Source organism: Paraburkholderia sp. CNPSo 3274 (genome assembly GCF_024206475.1).
GTDB lineage: Bacteria > Pseudomonadota > Gammaproteobacteria > Burkholderiales > Burkholderiaceae > Paraburkholderia.
In genome coordinates, this window is record NZ_JAMBPR010000031.1 from 40,245 (window position 1) to 56,259 (window position 16,015).

Sequence of the window (16,015 nt, forward strand, 5' to 3'; positions counted from 1 at the left end):
AACGAAGGGGCCGCGCGGCTTTCGTCGATCGCCGCTGCCGATGGTAGCGTTTTTCCCTTGGCGGCGACGCGCTGCTGTGCGGCGCGCGAACGCAATCGCAGTGGCCGCCGGCGTTCCCGCTCATGCGTGGCGCATGAATGCGGCCAACGGGGGCGTCAAGCACCCGTCAAGCACGCGCAGGATCGATCGATCGGGAATCCTCTGCAACGACGCGATTGCGGCCACCTTCCTTCGCGGCATAGAGCCGCCGGTCGGCTACCGACATGAGCGCTTCGTAGTGGGCGGGGCAATCGGCGGGACTTGCCGCCACGCCAATCGAGACGGTGAACGCAATCGCATCCGCATCCCGGTTGGCGGCGTCGCCCGGCGCGCCGGCGGCAAGCGCCGAGTCCGCCGCGTGCGCTTCGACCGCGCGGCGGATGCGTTCGGCTACACCCGCCGCCGTGGCGAGATCGGCGCCGGGCAGCAGCGCCGCGAATTCCTCGCCGCCCACGCGCGCGGGCATTTCCGCGCTGCGCAGGTTGTTGCGCAGAATGTCCGCGAATATCACCAGCACGCGGTCGCCCGCCGCGTGGCCGAAGCGGTCGTTGACGCGCTTGAAGTAGTCGATATCGAGCATCAGCATTGCCATGGCGGGCGCCGGTGCCTCGTCACCGTCTGCGCGGGCGGCGCGTTCCAGCGTCTCGTCGAAGACATCCTGGAAGCGCCGACGGTTCGCGAGGCCGGTGAGCGGATCGCTGCGCGCGAGTGCTTTGAGCCGCGAACTCGCCTCGACGTATTGGCCGAATATGTTCTTCACGATGAACAGGGTGCCGACGAGCAGCACGGCGATCGCCAGCCAGGCGACGATCAGCGGGCTGTTGAACACGCGGCGCGCCGCCGCGAGCGTGAGCTCCGAGTCGTCCGTGTGCGTGAGCAGGATCCAGTGCGTCTCGCCCACGTGCTGGAAGAGCAAATACTGGCCCGAGCGCACAGCGTACCCCTGGTCGCGCTTCATCCATGCCGCCGCCGACGAGCGAGCCACGTCGAGCAGATACGGATCGAACCTGGTGGGACGCTGCGCGGTGATCTTGCCATCGACGCAATAGACGAGGTCGCCGTTACTGTTCAGCAGGCCGAACTCGGCAGGCTCCTGCTCGTCGTCGGCCAGATTGGCGGAGGCAAGCTGGAGCGCGAGCAGGCGCGAGGGCGCGACGTCCATCACCACGGCGCCGCGGAAGCGCCCATTGGCGTAGACGGGCGCGCTGAGCGTTGAGATCGCCTCGCTTTTTTTCGATTCCGTATAGATCGGAGTCCAGATGATGTCGCGTCCCGCATTCTGGCCGGTGACAAGCAGCCGGTAGTAGGGCATGGTGCTGAAGCGCCGCAACAGGTCGGACGCGCGCGCGTCCGGGCGTTCGGGCGAGAGCACGTACAGACCGTTGGCCGAGATGTACGCGACCGTGCTTTGCACCGCGTCGGCGTGCTGGCTGATCGCGAGGAGCGGGCTGATCGAGCGCACCAGCACGATGTCGGCGGGCAGCGTGGCGGCGTCGCGGTGAAAGCCCTCGATTCCCGCGAGTTCTTGCGCATTGGTGCCGAAAACGGGCGGTCCACCCATCGCGCCGGGGCCCTCCCATTGCAGCTTGTCGCTGTCACGCAGCGCGGCCTGCACCTCCTGATTCTGCAAGCCTTCGCGCTGCTGGCTCGACGAGGCGAGCAAGTGTTCCGCGTAGTCGCGCAGGAACAGCAGGCGCCGGCGCTCCGCGGAAATCATTGCGTCCACGCCCACGGCGCGTACCTCCAGGTCGCGCTGGCGGCTATGGAGGTCGTAGCGCGTCATCTGGTAGAGCTGGCGCAGGCCCACGACGCTCACCAGCGCCATGGCGGCAAGAAAGCACACCGTCACCACGAGATGCGGGCGTTTCATGACCATGCTGGAGAAGCCGTGCGGTCGCGCGCGGCCTGGCGTGTGCTGCATGAAGCCCCCGGGGACGGCGAATGGACGCGCGCGCATCGCGGTGCGGCGTGGCCCGGCGGCGCGTTTCCGGGCGTCGCGACGAGCATAGCATCGCGACGCCCGGAAACGCGCCGAACGCCGCCTCAGGCGTCCCGGATCGCTCCCGGCGGCACTCAACCGCTCCAGGCAGAATGGCGGATCACGCTGCAGAAGTTGCCGGCATGGAAATGCGGGTCCTTGTCTGCGAGCACGTCGGCCTTGACGTTGCCGAAGGTGGTGGCGGGCTTGTGCTTGATGCCGTCATAGAAGGTCTGGATGATGTCCTCCTTGAAGTGCTCGCTGCGCGGGTGCGCGTGGACCACGGCCTCGCGTTCGGTGTCGCTGAAGCGGTCGTAGGCAATGCCGAGCACGTCCATTTCGACGCCTGCCGTGAGGAGCGCGATCACCGGATGCATGTGCTGCGGGATGCCCGGCGTCGTATGCAGTGCGATGGCGGTCCACACAAGGTCGATGTCCTGCTGCGAGATGCCGTGGCCGCGCAGGAAATCGCGCGCGACATTCGCGCCGTCCACTTCGAAGCGCTCGTGGTCGCTGCTGTGAGCGTGCGTGAGGCCCATGTCATGAAACATTGCGCCGGCGTAGAGCAGTTCGCGATCGAACTTCAGGCCGAGCCGGCGGCCGGCCAGTGCGCCGAAATAATAGACGCGGCTCGAATGATGGAACAGCAGCGGCGATTCGGTGTCGCGCACGAGTTCGGTGATTTCGCGGGCGAGTTTGCTGTCGGGGATCGCGACATCGGCAAGGGTCGGGGTCATCAGGGTCCTCCGTCGGGGTGGGTGATGAACTCTATTCTCGGCGGCTCCAGGGTTGTCCTCAATCGACGGATACCGTTGTTTTCTGCCAATTCGACCGAAATTGGGCCATCAGGGATTCGCGACGCATAGCAGCGGTGCCGATAGCGGCAAAATTTCGCCGCAACAGGGGATTAGCGGCGATAATCGGCAAAATCGATTCGATCGGCGCGCATTTCATGCGCCCTGCATCGAGCGGCGAGATCCGGCCCGCGAATCGCACATTGGGCGCACGGGGACGCTGCAGGGAATGCGCCGCGCCAACCAGGTCGGTAAGAACAAGAACCCACGCGACAGACTATGTATTCGATCCTGCCAGCGTTCGTGTCCGCATTATTTCTCGGATTCGGCGTCTACGTGCTCCTGACCGAGGGCTTCACGCGCCTCTCGGTGCCGTTCGCCTTGATGTGCGCGACCACGTTCTTCTGGCAGGGCACCTGGGCCTTTCTGTTCCAGACGTCCGACCCGGAGCTGTCCGCCGTGCTCGTCAAGGTCGGATACCTCTTCATCCTCTTTTTGCCTACCACGTTCTATCACTTCGTAACCGAAGTGAGCGCCCGGCGCGGCGAACGCCCGCTCCTCATCGCCTCCTACCTGCTCAGCGTGCTGCTTGCGGCGCTGCTGCTTTTCAGCGATGCCGTCGTGGACGGCTACGGCACGTTCTTCTTCGGCAAGTATCCGAAGGCGGGCATGCTGCATCCCGTGCATGTGGCGCAGACAGTGCTGCTCGCGTGTCGCAGCGCCTGGCTGCTGTACGCCGCGCGCGGCCAGACGCAGGCGCACGACCGCCGCAAGCTGCTCGACCTGTGCTTCGTGAGCCTCGGCCTGTACGCGCTCGCCGCCACCGATTACGCCGTGAATTACGGGCTCGCGTTCTATCCCGTGGGCGCGGTGTTCATCGCGATCAGCCTTGGCATTCTCGCGGTCACGATCGTGCGTTATGGCCTCATGCGCCCGTACCTCATCGCGGCCACGGTGGCGCACGAGGTCGCCACGCCGCTCGCGGCCATCGGCATGCATGCGGAGGAAATCGGCAACGTGCTGCCCGAACTCATGCGCGGCTACCAGCTTGCCGTGCAGCACCAGTTGTGCGTGGACGGTCTCTACCCCGGGCAGTCGGAGCGCCTTTCCTCGCTCGCCACCTCGATACGCCGCCAGGTGGACAGCACGAGCACGGTGGTCGAAATGTCGCTGGCTTCGTTCACGCTCGACCGGCTCGACCGCCGCAGCTTCGAGACCTACCCGGTGCGCTCCTGCGTGAATGCGGCGCTCGAGCGCTTTCCATTCCGCACCGGCGAGCGCGATATGGTGGAGGTGGCGCTCATCGACGCGCAACTGAGTTTCTCGGGTTCGGATTCGCTGGTCGTGTTCGTGCTTTTCAATCTGCTCAAGAACGCGCTTTTCGCGATTCACGCGGAAATGGCCGAAAGAAGCGACAGGGTGAGCGATTATGTGGGCCGCGTGGAGATCAGCGCGACGAGCGAAGCGGGTTTTTGTGTACTGCGCTTCACGGATAACGGCTGCGGCATTCCCGCCGATATCCTGCCGCGCGTGTTCGATCCGTTCTATTCGACCAAGGCGCACGGGCGCGGTGCCGGCATGGGCCTCACGTTTTGCCGCCGCGTGGCCGAGGCGCTGGGCGGCACGATCGCCTGCGAGTCCGAGCCGCACGTCCACACCACCTTCACGATCCGCCTGCCCGAGCCCGGCACGAGTGCCGACCGCGCGCTGCACGATGCGCCGGCAAAACCCCGCCGCTTTCCGGCGGGGCAGGATTTCGCAGGCTAGTTCATGTAGCCGGGTTCAAGACGCTTAGTTCGAACCCGAAGGCAGGACCAGCTCGTATTCCTTCACGCGCTCGATGATGCCGGGCGGAAAGCGGCGAATGCGCTTGTCAGTGCCGGCGAAGAGAATCTGCTGATAGCCGAGCGAAACGGGCCGCCCGTCCACGCAAAAGCGGAATACGAGATACGCGGAGCACTGACGCACCTGGAAGGTGTTGAGGTAGCAATCCACGCGCTGGAACGGAAAGGTTTCCTGCACGTATTCCTGGTGCGCGCGCTTGGTGACGAACACGCCGCCCGAGGCAAGCAGATTGTTGTGAATGCACTCGTGAAACCAGCGTTCGCGGCAAATGCCCTGCCATTCGAAATAGCGGGCGAAATACGTGTTCATGAACGCGTTCGAGTCCTTCAGGTAAATGTCGATGACGTGATGGAACGTTTTGGTCGGCGTAGCTTCCATGATTTCGTCGGAGAATCCGGCGGTGCCACGGGACAGGACAGCGGGAATGGATTCGCGTGCGTACATCAGAGTGACTCCAGATAAGGACTGCTGGCGGCAGCCGCGCGTGCCTCCGGAGAAAAGGAGGCATGCATCATTCTCTTCGTGTTCGACTTCGTCCAATACCCTGCTCCCCACATACGCAAACCGGTTCATGCTCGCTGGGCGCGATAACGTTTGCGCGTGCTTTCGTTGACCGCGCGCATGCGGCTTCGGGTTGCTGTGTCCAGGTGTCACGCCGCATAATCGACATGTCTTCCTCGCGGTGCAGCTCCAGGTGTCGAGCGCGCCGCATGAGGCGCAGCGCGCTTACCGAGATCCAGCATGAGTTCCATCGTCAGACAGCCGGTTTACCATCCCGTCTCCGTCGTTTTTCTCGACGACAGCCCCGACTTTCTCTACGCGCTACGCGGCCTTTTTCCGGGCGCGGGCACGGACCGCTACTTCACGAGCGCGAGACAGGCCCTGGCCTTCGTCGCTTCGCACGAGGCGCGGCAGAGTGCGCGCAATCCCGCTGCGGGCGCTGCATGGTCGGAGTTCGAGAAGAGGGGCGGCAACGCACTGGGCGAGGACGTGATGACCGACGCGGCGCGTTTTGGCGATATCGCCGCGCTAGTCGTGGACTACGAAATGCCGGAGATGACCGGCGTCGAGTTTCTTGCCGCCGCGAAGGACGTGGCGTGCACGCGTATCCTGCTCACGGCTACGGCCGACGAATCGCATGCGGTGGAGGCGTTCAACGCGGGGCTGATCGACTTCTACGTGAAGAAGTCCGATCCCGCCATGACCCGCAAGCTGCGCGGCGCGCTCGACGACGCCAAGCGCAAGTTCTGCGCGCGGCGCGGCCATATCGGCGTGCATGGCGTGGGCGCGATCTACGCGAACCGGCGTATCGCCGATGTCCTGCACGAAGTCGCGCTGCGCGAGCGTATTGTCGAGTACTACTGGCGCCCCGAGCAGAATGCCGTGCTCACTTTTGACGCCGATGGCAACGCCGGCGTGTTTCTCGCGTGGGACAGTCACGACTGGGCGGCGCAATGCGATGTCGTGACCGACGAAGGCGGTCCCGAAGCCTTGCGCGAGGAAATGGCGTTGCGCCGTGTGATGCCGGTTTACTGGCCGAACGAGGCGTATCGGCCCGGCATGTCGCGCGTGGAGTTCGCCACGCCGCAGCCGGTGCCGGGGCTTGACGACACGCATACGAGCTGGACTCGTATCGGCGATCCGGGACTTGCGCCCGGGTTGATTACGTTTGCCGCGTGGCGGGCGGAGCAAGGCTCGCCGGGTGAGGGCGCGCGCCTTGCGTGATTACATCCCAACCCGCATTTAGAACGTTTCCCAGTCTGCGCCGTCGTTAGACGTGGCGGCCACGGGGCTGGCCGATGCCGCCTTTGCCGTTGCCGCGGGCGCTGCGTTCGCGGCCTTGCGGAACGGCGTGGTTTCCGTGGTCTTCGCGCGCGCGGGGGCAGGGCGCTTGAGCGGTGCAGCCGGGCGCGCGGCACGCGCGCGTTGAGCAGGCGCTGCAGTCGTGGACGCAACCACAGACTCAGCCTGCGCCCCGACCCGGAACACCGTCAGGACATCGCGCAACCCATTCGACTGCGCCGCCATCGACTGCGCCGCCGCCGACGCTTCCTCCACGAGCGCCGCATTCTGCTGCGTCACTTCGTCCATCTGTGCGACGGCGCGGTTCACCTGCTCGATGCCGGTGTGCTGCTCCTCGGAAGCCGCTGCGATTTCGCCCATCAGGTCGGCCACGCGGCGCGCCGAAATCACCACCTCGTCGATGGTTTTACCCGCTTCATCGACGAGCTTCGTGCCCTCCGACACCTGCGCCACCGACTGCCCGATCAGGTCCTTGATCTCCTTGGCGGCCGTTGCGCTACGCTGTGCGAGGCTGCGCACTTCACCCGCCACGACGGCGAAGCCGCGGCCCTGGTCGCCGGCGCGCGCCGCTTCCACGGCCGCGTTGAGCGCGAGGATGTTGGTCTGGAAGGCGATGCCGTCGATCACGCCGATGATCTGCTCCACGCGCTGCGAGCTGCTCGAAATCTCGTTCATCGTTTCGACCACGCGGCGCACGACTTCGCCGCCGCGCGCGGCGACTTCCGATGCATTCACCGCGAGCGTGTTGCCCTGGCGCGCGTTGTCGGTGTTGTGCTTGACCGTGGTCGTGAGCTCTTCGATGCTGGCGGCCGTCTCCTCGAGCGAGGCGGCTTGCTCCTCGGTACGCGAGGAAAGGTCCAGGTTGCCCGCCGCGATTTCCTTGGCGCCCGTCGTGATCGATTCGGCCGAAGTCTGAATGCGCTGCACGGTTTCGACCAACTGGCGCTGCATCTGCCGCATCGAATGGAGCAGGCTGTGCTGGTCGCCGGGCGCGAGATTCACGTGGGCCGTGAGATCGCCTTCGGCGATGCGCTGGCAGATCTCCGAGGCGTATTCAGGCTCGCCGCCAAGGCTACGGCGGATCGTGCGGATGAGCCACATGAGGCCGAGCGTCACGGCCGCGCCGATCAGCGTCACGAGCATGAGGTTGCTGATCAGCGCGCCGCGGAAGGCGTCGTCGATATCGTCGGTATAGATGCCGGTGAAGATGTGCCAGTCCCAGCCCTGCACGAGGGCGGAATACGTGATCTTTTCGACCGGAGCGCTCTTGCCGGGCTTCGGCCACCAGTAGCTGCTGTAGCCATCGCCGCCCGTGGACGAGCTTTTGACGATCTCGAGCGCGACATGCGTGCCGCGCGGGTCCGTCATGTTCGCCTGGCTCTTGCCTTCCATTTCCGGCTTGGGCGGCACGAGCAGCGCCATGGCGTTGCTGTCGTATATGCCGAAGTAGCCGCTCTGGTCGTCGCCGTAACGCGTGCTGCGCAGCGTGGCGATGGCGAGGCGCTTCGCGTCGTCGGCGCTCATGTGGCCGGCGGCCGCTTCCTTCTGGTAGTACGAGACCACGCCCAATGCGGTTTGCGTCTCCTGCTCGACCAGGGTCTTGCGGTCCGTCACCATGCCCGATCGCGTCATGAAGGCGTTGGCCACTACCAGCACGACGAGCGAGATCCACAGCAGCCCGACGATGCCCCAGGCTTTCTGATTCAACGTTGTTCGCTTCACGTTCGTTTTTCTCCAGCCATCTTCGATTTGTTTTCTCGCGGCGGTGCATAGGTGCAGCGCCATCGTGTTTAACGGATGGATCGAACGGAACCTTAAGGTTGGTCGATGGGTTCTTTGCGCCGGATGGGGGTAGGGTGCTGATTCTTTCGTTAGGCTTTCGCTCGCGGCGCCGCCGTCGAAGCCCGCACGACAAGCCGCGGCGCCGAGACCACGCACACGCGCGCAGCCATGCTGGCGGCCGAATCTGGCGCTTCGACCAGTTCCGTCAGCAACTCAACGGCCAGCTCCGCCGCCTCGATAGTTGCGACCGCAACGGTCGTGAGCGCTGGCCGCGACTCGCGCGCAAGCTGAATATCGGTGATGCCGACCACGGAAAGCTCGCGCGGCACGTCGAGCCCGAGATCGGCTGCGGCCTGCATCGCGCCGAGCGCCGGCAGGTCGTTGGTCGCGAAGATCGCGGTGAGGTCGGGATGCCGCGCGAGCAACTCGCGCGTGGCTGCGTAGCCGCCTTGCGTCGTATCCGGCGCATAGCGCACCGGCGCGCCCGCACCGTCGAGTCCCGCGGCCTGCATGGCCGCGACGAAGCCGTCATAGCGCGCCGCGTGTATGCCGGAAACCTTGCTGCCGACGATCGCGCCAATACGCCGATGCCCGAGCGTCAGCAAATGCTGTGCGGCAAGCTCCCCCGCGCGCCTAAAGTCCACGGCCACGCACGGCAGCCCCGGCGGGTCGAGCGGCCGCTCCCACATGCACAGCACGACCGGCGCGCCGCGCCGCACGGTGGCGCGCAGGTCGGCAAAGTCGAGATTGGCGTTCATGACGAGCACGCCTGCCGAGAGCGTGCCCGCAATCTGTTCGAGGTAGGCGCGGCCCGTTTGCGGGTCGCCGTCCGTATTGCAGATGATGAGGAAGCGCCCGCTGCGCCGCAGCGCATTCTCCACGGCAAGCGCGAACTCGGGATAGAACGGGTTCGCGATGCTCGACACCATGAGCGCGATGGTGGGCGGCCGCCCTTCGGCGAGCGCGCGTGCCGACAAATGCGGGCGATAGCCGAGCGCCTCGACCGCTTCGAGCACGCGTTGGCGTGTGGCTTCGCCCACGCGCCCGCGCTCGCGCAATACGTTCGAGACGGTGGCCGGCGTGACGCCGGCGCGGCGCGCGACTTCGTTCAGGGTCGGCATGCGATCTCAAAATATGGGAAGGCGATTCAATATTTGCATGATTGTGACGGGCACTGCAACATTGGCCCGACAATCAAAACGAATACCGGAGACAAGGCAGCCAGGATCGCATAAGCGATCACTTTTTATGGGCTGCTGATTAAGCGCTTAATCTCCGGTTCGTGCTGATTAGAACATGGAGACGGGACGATGGCGAGCATTTCGTTACGCGGCGTTCAGAAGGCATACGGCGAGAATGCGCCGGTGATTCGCAACGTCGATCTGGAGATCGGCAGGAACGAGTTCTGTGTATTCCTCGGCCCTTCGGGCTGCGGCAAGTCCACGCTGCTGCGCATGATCGCGGGCCTGGAAGACGTGACCGACGGCGACATTTCGATTGGCGGCAAACTTGTGAACGACGTGAGCGCCGCGCAGCGCGGCGTGGCCATGGTGTTCCAGAGCTACGCGCTGTTCCCGCACATGACCGTGTACGAGAACATGGCGTTCGGCCTCAAGCTCGCGAAAACGCCGAAGGCCGAGATCGACCGCAAGGTGCGCGAAGCCGCGCGCATTCTTCAACTCGAAGCGTTGCTCGAGCGTCACCCCAAGGCCCTTTCGGGCGGCCAGCGGCAACGCGTGGCGATTGGCCGCGCGATCGTGCGCGAGCCTGGTGTGTTCCTGTTCGACGAGCCGCTCTCCAATCTCGATGCCACCTTGCGCGGCCAGACGCGTATCGAGATCGCGCGTCTGCATCGGCAGTTCGAGCAGGCGAGCGTGGTGTACGTGACGCACGACCAGATCGAGGCGATGACGCTCGCCGACAAGATCGTCCTCCTGCATAGCGGTAAGGATACCGAACAATACGGCAGCATCGCGCAAGTGGGTGCACCGCTAGAGCTTTATCACCGGCCCGCTAGCCGCTTCGTGGCGGGCTTTATCGGCTCGCCGCGCATGAACTTTCTGCCGGCGCGCGTGGCTGCCATCGATGCGAACGGCGTGAGCGTCACGCTCGACGAAAGCGGCGAAACGGTGCGGCTGCCGGTGCAGGGCGCGCGGCTCGCCGTGGGCGCGCCGGTCACGTTCGGCGTGCGTCCCGAGCACCTCGAACTGGTGGTGGAGGGCGTCGCATCGCGTGCCTCGCGCGATGCTCAGGATGCCTTGACGATTTCGCTTCCCATTACGCTGGTCGAGGAGCTCGGCGAGCACAGCTATGTGCATCTCGATCAGCCGGGTGGGGCAGTGCTCGTCGCCAAGGCGCCCGGCGATGCACGGCTGGGTAGCGGCGACACCGCGCAATTCCGTGCGAGCGCGAGCGCGTGCCATCTGTTTGCGGAAGACGGCTTTGCCGTTGCGCCGCTCGCCACCGCCGATCAACCCGCATGAAAACAACAACCGAGGACACAGGGATGCGTCTTGGAGTCTGCTATTACCCGGAGCACTGGCCGGAGGCCATGTGGAAAGACGACGCCGCGCGCATGCAGGCGCTGGGTATCGCGCAGGTGCGTATCGCCGAGTTCGCGTGGAGCCGCATCGAGCCCACGCCAGGTGAATTCGACTGGGGCTGGCTCGATCGCGCGATCGACACGCTCGGCGCCGCCGGCCTGCAAGTGGTGATGTGCACGCCCACGGCCACGCCGCCCAAGTGGCTGATCGACCAGCATCCCGACATCCTGCCCGTGGGCGCCGATGGCCGCGTGCGCGCGTTCGGCTCGCGGCGCCATTACGATTTTTCGTCGCCGGCGTATTTCGAGGCTTCGCGGCGCATCTGCGAGGCGGTCGCAGCGCGTTATGGCCAGCATCCGGCCGTCGCGTACTGGCAAACGGATAACGAGTACGGCTGCCATCAAACGGTGGTCAGCTACTCGCCAGCGGCGGTGCAGCGATTTCGCGAATGGCTCAAGGCGCGCTATGGCAGTATCGACGCGCTCAACACCGCCTGGGGCACCGTGTTCTGGAGCATGGAGTACCGCAGCTTCGACGAAATCGATGCGCCCGTTGGCACCGTCACCGAGGCGCATCCGTCGCACCGGCTCGACTACCAGCGCTTCGCCTCCGATGAAGTGCAGCGCTACAACCGCATGCAGGTGGATGTCCTGGGAGCGCATTCGCCGGGTCGGCCCATCGCGCACAACTTCATGCAGCTCTTCATGGAGTTCGATCACTACAAGGTCGCCGCCGATCTCGACGTCGCGACGTGGGACAGCTATCCGCTCGGCGCGCTCGACCAGCAGTGGTTCGCGCCCGAAGTGAAGGCGCGCTATCTGCGCACCGGCCACCCGGACTTCGCCTCGTTCAATCACGACGTGTATCGCGGCATGTCGAAGCTGCCATTCTGGGTCATGGAGCAGCAGCCCGGTCCCGTGAACTGGGCGCACTGGAACCCCGCGCCGCTGCCCGGCATGGTGCGCCTCTGGAGCTGGGAAGCGTTCGCGCACGGCGCGGGCTGCGTGTCGTATTTCCGCTGGCGCCAGGCGCCGTTTGCGCAGGAGCAGATGCACGCGGGCCTGAATACGCCCGATAACCGCCCCGACCTCGGCAGTGCGGAGGCGGCGCGCGTCGCCGAGGAAATCGAGGCCGTGGTTGCGGCGGCGAAGGGCGGCCGCGACTTCGACGTGAAGACGCCTGTTGCGCTCGTGCTCGATTACGAGGCGAAGTGGCTCTTCGAGATTCATCCGCAGGGCGCGGATTTCCACTATCCGCGCTTCGCTGTGGAGTATTACTCGGCGCTGCGCGCGCTCGGCTTCGACGTGGATATCGTTTCGGCGCACGCGCCGCTCGAGGGTTACCGGCTCGTGGTCGTGCCGCCGCTGCCGATCGTGCCCGACGACTTCGCGCAGCGCCTCGCCAGTTCGGGCGCGCAAGTGGTGATCGGGCCGCGCACGGGCTCGAAAACCGTCGATCTGCAGATTCCCGCCAACCTGCCGCCGGGGCCGCTGGCCGCGCTGCTGCCGCTGCGCGTGTGGCGCGTGGAGTCGCTGCGGCCCAACATCAGCGAGCCGGTGCGCTTCGAGATGGACGGTGCGCACGAAGGCCACGCGCGCCACTGGCGTGATCTGATCGAACTCGGTGCCAACACCGGCGACAACGATTGGGACGTGCCGGAAGTGCGTGCGACGTTCAGCGACGGCCATCCCGCTTATGTGAAGAGCGGCGCCGTCCACTACCTCGCGAGCCTGTTCGACGAGGCGAGCACGCAGGCGCTCTTTGCGCGCGTGGCGCGCGAAGCGGGCCTTGCGCCGCAGCCGCTTGGCGACGCGATCCGCGTGAGCCGGCGCGGCGGCTTCACCTGGGTGTTCAACTACGGGCCGGGCACGCACACGCTTTCTGCGGATATTCCCGACGATGCATACGTGATCGGCTCGCGTACGATAGAGCCGCAGGGCGTGAGCGCCTTCCGTTCGCAATAGACGCATTGCGCAGTTGCTTCCGATGCAGCACCGACAACGACGTATAACCAAGGAGACACGCATGATCGGCAAGACCTTCAGACCACGCACCCTGCTCGTTGCTGCGACGCTGGCGGCGGGCGCGCTTGCAGGCACGTTCGCGAGCGCGGCGCAGGCCGGCACGCTCGAAATGAACATTGCCTACAAGGGCGCAAGCCAGCGCGCCGTGTGGGAACAGGTGATCGACGAGTTCAAGAAGACGCACCCCGGTACCGACGTGAAGGTGTCGTTCGTCGACGAGGAAGCCTACAAGGTCCAGTTGCCGAACTGGCTCACGACCGCGCCGCCCGACATCGTGAACTGGCACGACGGCGAGCGCATGGCCTATTACGCGAAGCGCGGCCTTTTCGCGGACCTGTCGGACGACTGGAAGAAGAACAACTGGGACAGCATGTACGCCTCGACGAAGGAGGCTTCGTCGTACCAGGGCAAGCAGTACGCCGCGCCCACGGTGTATTACTCGTGGGGCATGTTCTATCGCAAGGACCTGTTCGACAAGGTGGGCATCAAGAGCGAGCCGAAAACGTGGAATGAATTCCTCGACGCCTGCAAGAAGCTCAAGGCCGCGGGTATCGCGCCGATCGCCGTGGCCGGACGCGACGCATGGACGCTGGCGGGCTGGTTCGACTATCTGGACCTGCGCCTGAACGGCAACGCGTTCCACCAGAAGCTGATGGCAGGCGAAGTGCCGTACACCGACCCGCGAGTGAAGAAGGTCTACGTGACGTGGAAGCAACTGCTCGACGACGGCGACTTCATTCCCAATTCGCTCTCGTACGACCTCGATGCGGCACAGCCGTTCCTGTTCCAGGGCAAGGCCGCGATGATGCTGATGGGCACCTTCATTACGGGCGGCTTCAGCCCGACGGTCAAGCAGCAGATGGGCTACTTCCAGTTCCCGATCATCGACTCGAACGTGCCGACCGCCGAAGATGGTCCGGTCGAATCACTGCATATTCCGGGGAAGGCGAAGAACAAGGCCGATGCGCGTGCGTTCCTCGCGTTTGCGGAGACGCCCGAAATTGGCGAGCAACTTGCAAAGGGGCTGGGTTCGCTTTCGGCCAACAGCAAGTCGCCGGAGCCCGAGGACCCGATTTCGAAGATCGGCTTCCAGATCCTCTCGAATACGAAGGGCGGCATTGCGCAGTTCTATGACCGCGACATGACGAAGGAAATGGCCGACGAAGGCATGAAGGGCATGCAGCAGTTCGTGTCCGATCCGACCAAGCTCGACTCGATTCTCGCGCAGTTGGAGCAGACGCGTCAGCGTATTTACAAGAAGTAAGCCGTTTGAAGAGAAGGCGGGCGGTGCGTTCTGCTGTTACGCTGCCGCCCGCCACGGAGCCTGACAAGGGAGGTTTTTGCCGTGAGACAGGCAGTGACGCACACCGTTGCGCATCGCGTGGACGGAGCCGCGCCGGCAGGTGGCGAGAACGGCGGCATGCCGCACGCAAGCGGGCGGGGCATTCAGCCGCGCCGCCGTGCGTCGCCCACCGCGCGGCGCCAGCGCCGTGCCGCGTGCCTCTTTCTCGCGCCCGCGGTCATCATGTTCGCGGTGTACGTGATCTGGCCGATTCTCTCCACGCTGCGTCTCTCGCTCTACAACTGGGACGGCATGAGCGAAGCGAGCTTCGTGGGTCTCGCGAATTACATCGAGCTGTTCCACTCGCCCACGTTCTACACGGCGCTCAAGAACAACGTGATCTGGCTGGTGCTGTTCCTGCTCGCGCCGCCCATGGGCCTTGCGATCGCGCTGTACCTCAATCAGGCCGTGGGCGGCATCCGCATCGTCAAGTCGCTGTTCTTCGCGCCATTCGTGCTTTCGGGCGTGGTGGTGGGCCTTATCTACTCGTGGTTCTACGACCCCACGTTCGGCCTGCTCGCGCTCATTCTGGGCCACGGTATTCCCGTGCTCGGCGACCCGAACTACGCCACGCCGGGCATCATATTCGCAGCGCTCTGGCCGCAAACTGCGTACTGCATGATTCTCTATCTCACGGGCCTCACCACGCTCAACAGCGAGCAGATCGAAGCTGCGCGCATGGAAGGCGCGAAGGGGTGGACCATGCTCTGGCACGTGATCCTGCCGCAACTGCGGCCCGTCACGTTCATGGCCGTGGTGGTCACGGTCATCGGCGCGCTGCGCAGTTTCGACCTCATCTCCGTGATGACGGGCGGCGGACCGTTCGAGAGCTCGACGGTGCTCGCGTACTACATGTACGACCAGGCAATCAAATACTACCGGCTCGGTTATTCGGCCGCGATTGCCGTCGTGCTGTTCGCGATCATGCTGGTCTACATCGTCTATCACCTGCGCCGCCTGCTGCGCAGCGAGCACTGAATCCGCTACGAGGAGCCCCACATGTTTCCGATTCCGGTCGACAAATGGAAGCCCGCGTCGCGCCGCCTGTACAAGCTCTCGCTGCCCGTGGCGCTCGTCATCTGGCTGCTGCCGCTCATTGCGGTGCTGGTCACGTCCGTGCGCTCCACCGAAGAACTGAGCGAAGGCAACTACTGGGGCTGGCCGAGGCACTTCGCGATGGTCGAGAACTATCGCGACGCGCTCACGACTTCGCCGATGCTCCATTATTTCTGGAACAGCGTGCAGATCACGCTGCCCGCCGTGGCCGGGGCGATCGCGCTCGCGGCGCTGGCGGGCTACGCGCTGGCCATCTACCGCTTTCCGGGCAATTCGGCGCTGTTCGCAACCTTCGTTGCGGGAAACTTCGTGCCGATCCAGGTGCTGATGATTCCGGTGCGCGACCTCACGCTCAAGCTTGGGCTCTACAACACCGTTGGTGGTCTGATCCTGTTCCATCTTTCGTTCCAGACCGGTTTTTGCGCGCTTTTCCTGCGCAATTTCATCAAGCAACTGCCGTTCGAACTCGTGGAAGCCGCGCGCATCGAGGGCGCGAACGAGTGGACCGTGTTCGTGCGCATCGTGCTGCCGCTCATTCGCCCGGCGCTCGCCGCGCTCGCCATTCTCGTGTTCACGTTCGTCTGGAACGACTACTTCTGGGCGTTGTGCCTGACCCAGGGCGACGACGCCGCGCCGATCACCGTGGGCGTTGCGGCCCTCAAGGGGCAGTGGACGACGGCATGGAACCTCGTTTCCGCAGGCTCGGTCCTTGCTGCCCTGCCTTCGGTGATGATGTTCTTTGCGATGCAGAAGCACTTTGTGGCGGGGCTCACGTTCGGCGCGACCAAGGGCTGAACGGTAGATGAAAG

12 protein-coding genes are annotated in these 16,015 nt (G+C 64.9%); 7 read left to right on the forward strand and 5 right to left on the reverse strand.

All coding sequences use genetic code 11. The features are described 5' to 3' along the window. Positions 1–166: 166 nt before the first annotated feature. Positions 167–1,909 (reverse strand): diguanylate cyclase, encoded by a 1,743-nt coding sequence (locus tag M3I54_RS21615; RefSeq protein ID WP_254339632.1) that lies wholly within the window; start codon positions 1,907–1,909, stop codon positions 167–169. Between the two features lie 203 nt (positions 1,910–2,112). Continuing rightward, the gene (locus tag M3I54_RS21620) at positions 2,113–2,754 is read right to left on the reverse strand and encodes an HD domain-containing protein (protein WP_254339633.1); all 642 of its coding nucleotides are present in this window, start codon (positions 2,752–2,754) and stop codon (positions 2,113–2,115) included. Between the two features lie 336 nt (positions 2,755–3,090). Between M3I54_RS21620 and M3I54_RS21625 the strand changes: the two genes are divergently transcribed. After that, on the forward strand, positions 3,091–4,578 hold the full coding sequence (locus M3I54_RS21625; RefSeq protein WP_254339634.1) for a sensor histidine kinase: 1,488 nt from the start codon (positions 3,091–3,093) through the stop codon (positions 4,576–4,578). 24 nt (positions 4,579–4,602) lie between these two features. On the opposite strand, the gene M3I54_RS21630 is transcribed toward M3I54_RS21625, so the two are convergent. After that, positions 4,603–5,100 carry a thioesterase family protein gene (locus M3I54_RS21630; protein WP_069265858.1) on the reverse strand — a complete coding sequence of 166 codons (498 nt, stop codon included), beginning with the start codon at positions 5,098–5,100 and terminating at the stop codon, positions 4,603–4,605. Between the two features lie 297 nt (positions 5,101–5,397). Here M3I54_RS21630 and M3I54_RS21635 point away from each other — a divergent pair, with 297 nt between their 5' ends. Further along, a complete protein-coding gene (locus tag M3I54_RS21635; protein ID WP_254339635.1) occupies positions 5,398–6,381 on the forward strand; it encodes a response regulator in 984 nt (327 codons plus the stop codon). Positions 6,382–6,399: 18 nt separating this feature from the next. Here M3I54_RS21635 and M3I54_RS21640 read toward each other — a convergent pair whose 3' ends face one another. After that, positions 6,400–8,181, reverse strand: coding sequence for a methyl-accepting chemotaxis protein (locus M3I54_RS21640; RefSeq protein WP_254339636.1), 1,782 nt, complete (start codon positions 8,179–8,181; stop codon positions 6,400–6,402). A gap of 149 nt (positions 8,182–8,330) precedes the next feature. Next, entirely contained in the window at positions 8,331–9,362 is a 1,032-nt protein-coding gene (locus M3I54_RS21645; protein WP_254339637.1) for a LacI family DNA-binding transcriptional regulator, read from the reverse strand. Between the two features lie 189 nt (positions 9,363–9,551). Between M3I54_RS21645 and M3I54_RS21650 the strand changes: the two genes are divergently transcribed. The 5 genes from M3I54_RS21650 to M3I54_RS21670 all read left to right on the forward strand — a co-directional run bounded on the left by M3I54_RS21650 (position 9,552) and on the right by M3I54_RS21670 (position 16,001). After that, on the forward strand, positions 9,552–10,724 hold the full coding sequence (locus M3I54_RS21650) for an ABC transporter ATP-binding protein (RefSeq protein WP_254339638.1): 1,173 nt from the start codon (positions 9,552–9,554) through the stop codon (positions 10,722–10,724). A 23-nt stretch (positions 10,725–10,747) separates the two neighbouring features. After that, a complete protein-coding gene (locus tag M3I54_RS21655; protein WP_254339708.1) occupies positions 10,748–12,748 on the forward strand; it encodes a beta-galactosidase in 2,001 nt (666 codons plus the stop codon). 61 nt (positions 12,749–12,809) lie between these two features. Next, positions 12,810–14,072, forward strand: coding sequence for an ABC transporter substrate-binding protein (locus M3I54_RS21660; RefSeq protein WP_254339640.1), 1,263 nt, complete (start codon positions 12,810–12,812; stop codon positions 14,070–14,072). 81 nt (positions 14,073–14,153) lie between these two features. Then, positions 14,154–15,128: a carbohydrate ABC transporter permease gene (locus M3I54_RS21665; RefSeq protein ID WP_375542184.1), complete on the forward strand. Its 975-nt coding sequence runs from the start codon at positions 14,154–14,156 to the stop codon at positions 15,126–15,128. Positions 15,129–15,149: 21 nt separating this feature from the next. Beyond that, positions 15,150–16,001: a carbohydrate ABC transporter permease gene (locus tag M3I54_RS21670; RefSeq protein WP_254339641.1), complete on the forward strand. Its 852-nt coding sequence runs from the start codon at positions 15,150–15,152 to the stop codon at positions 15,999–16,001. Positions 16,002–16,015: the final 14 nt, after the last annotated feature.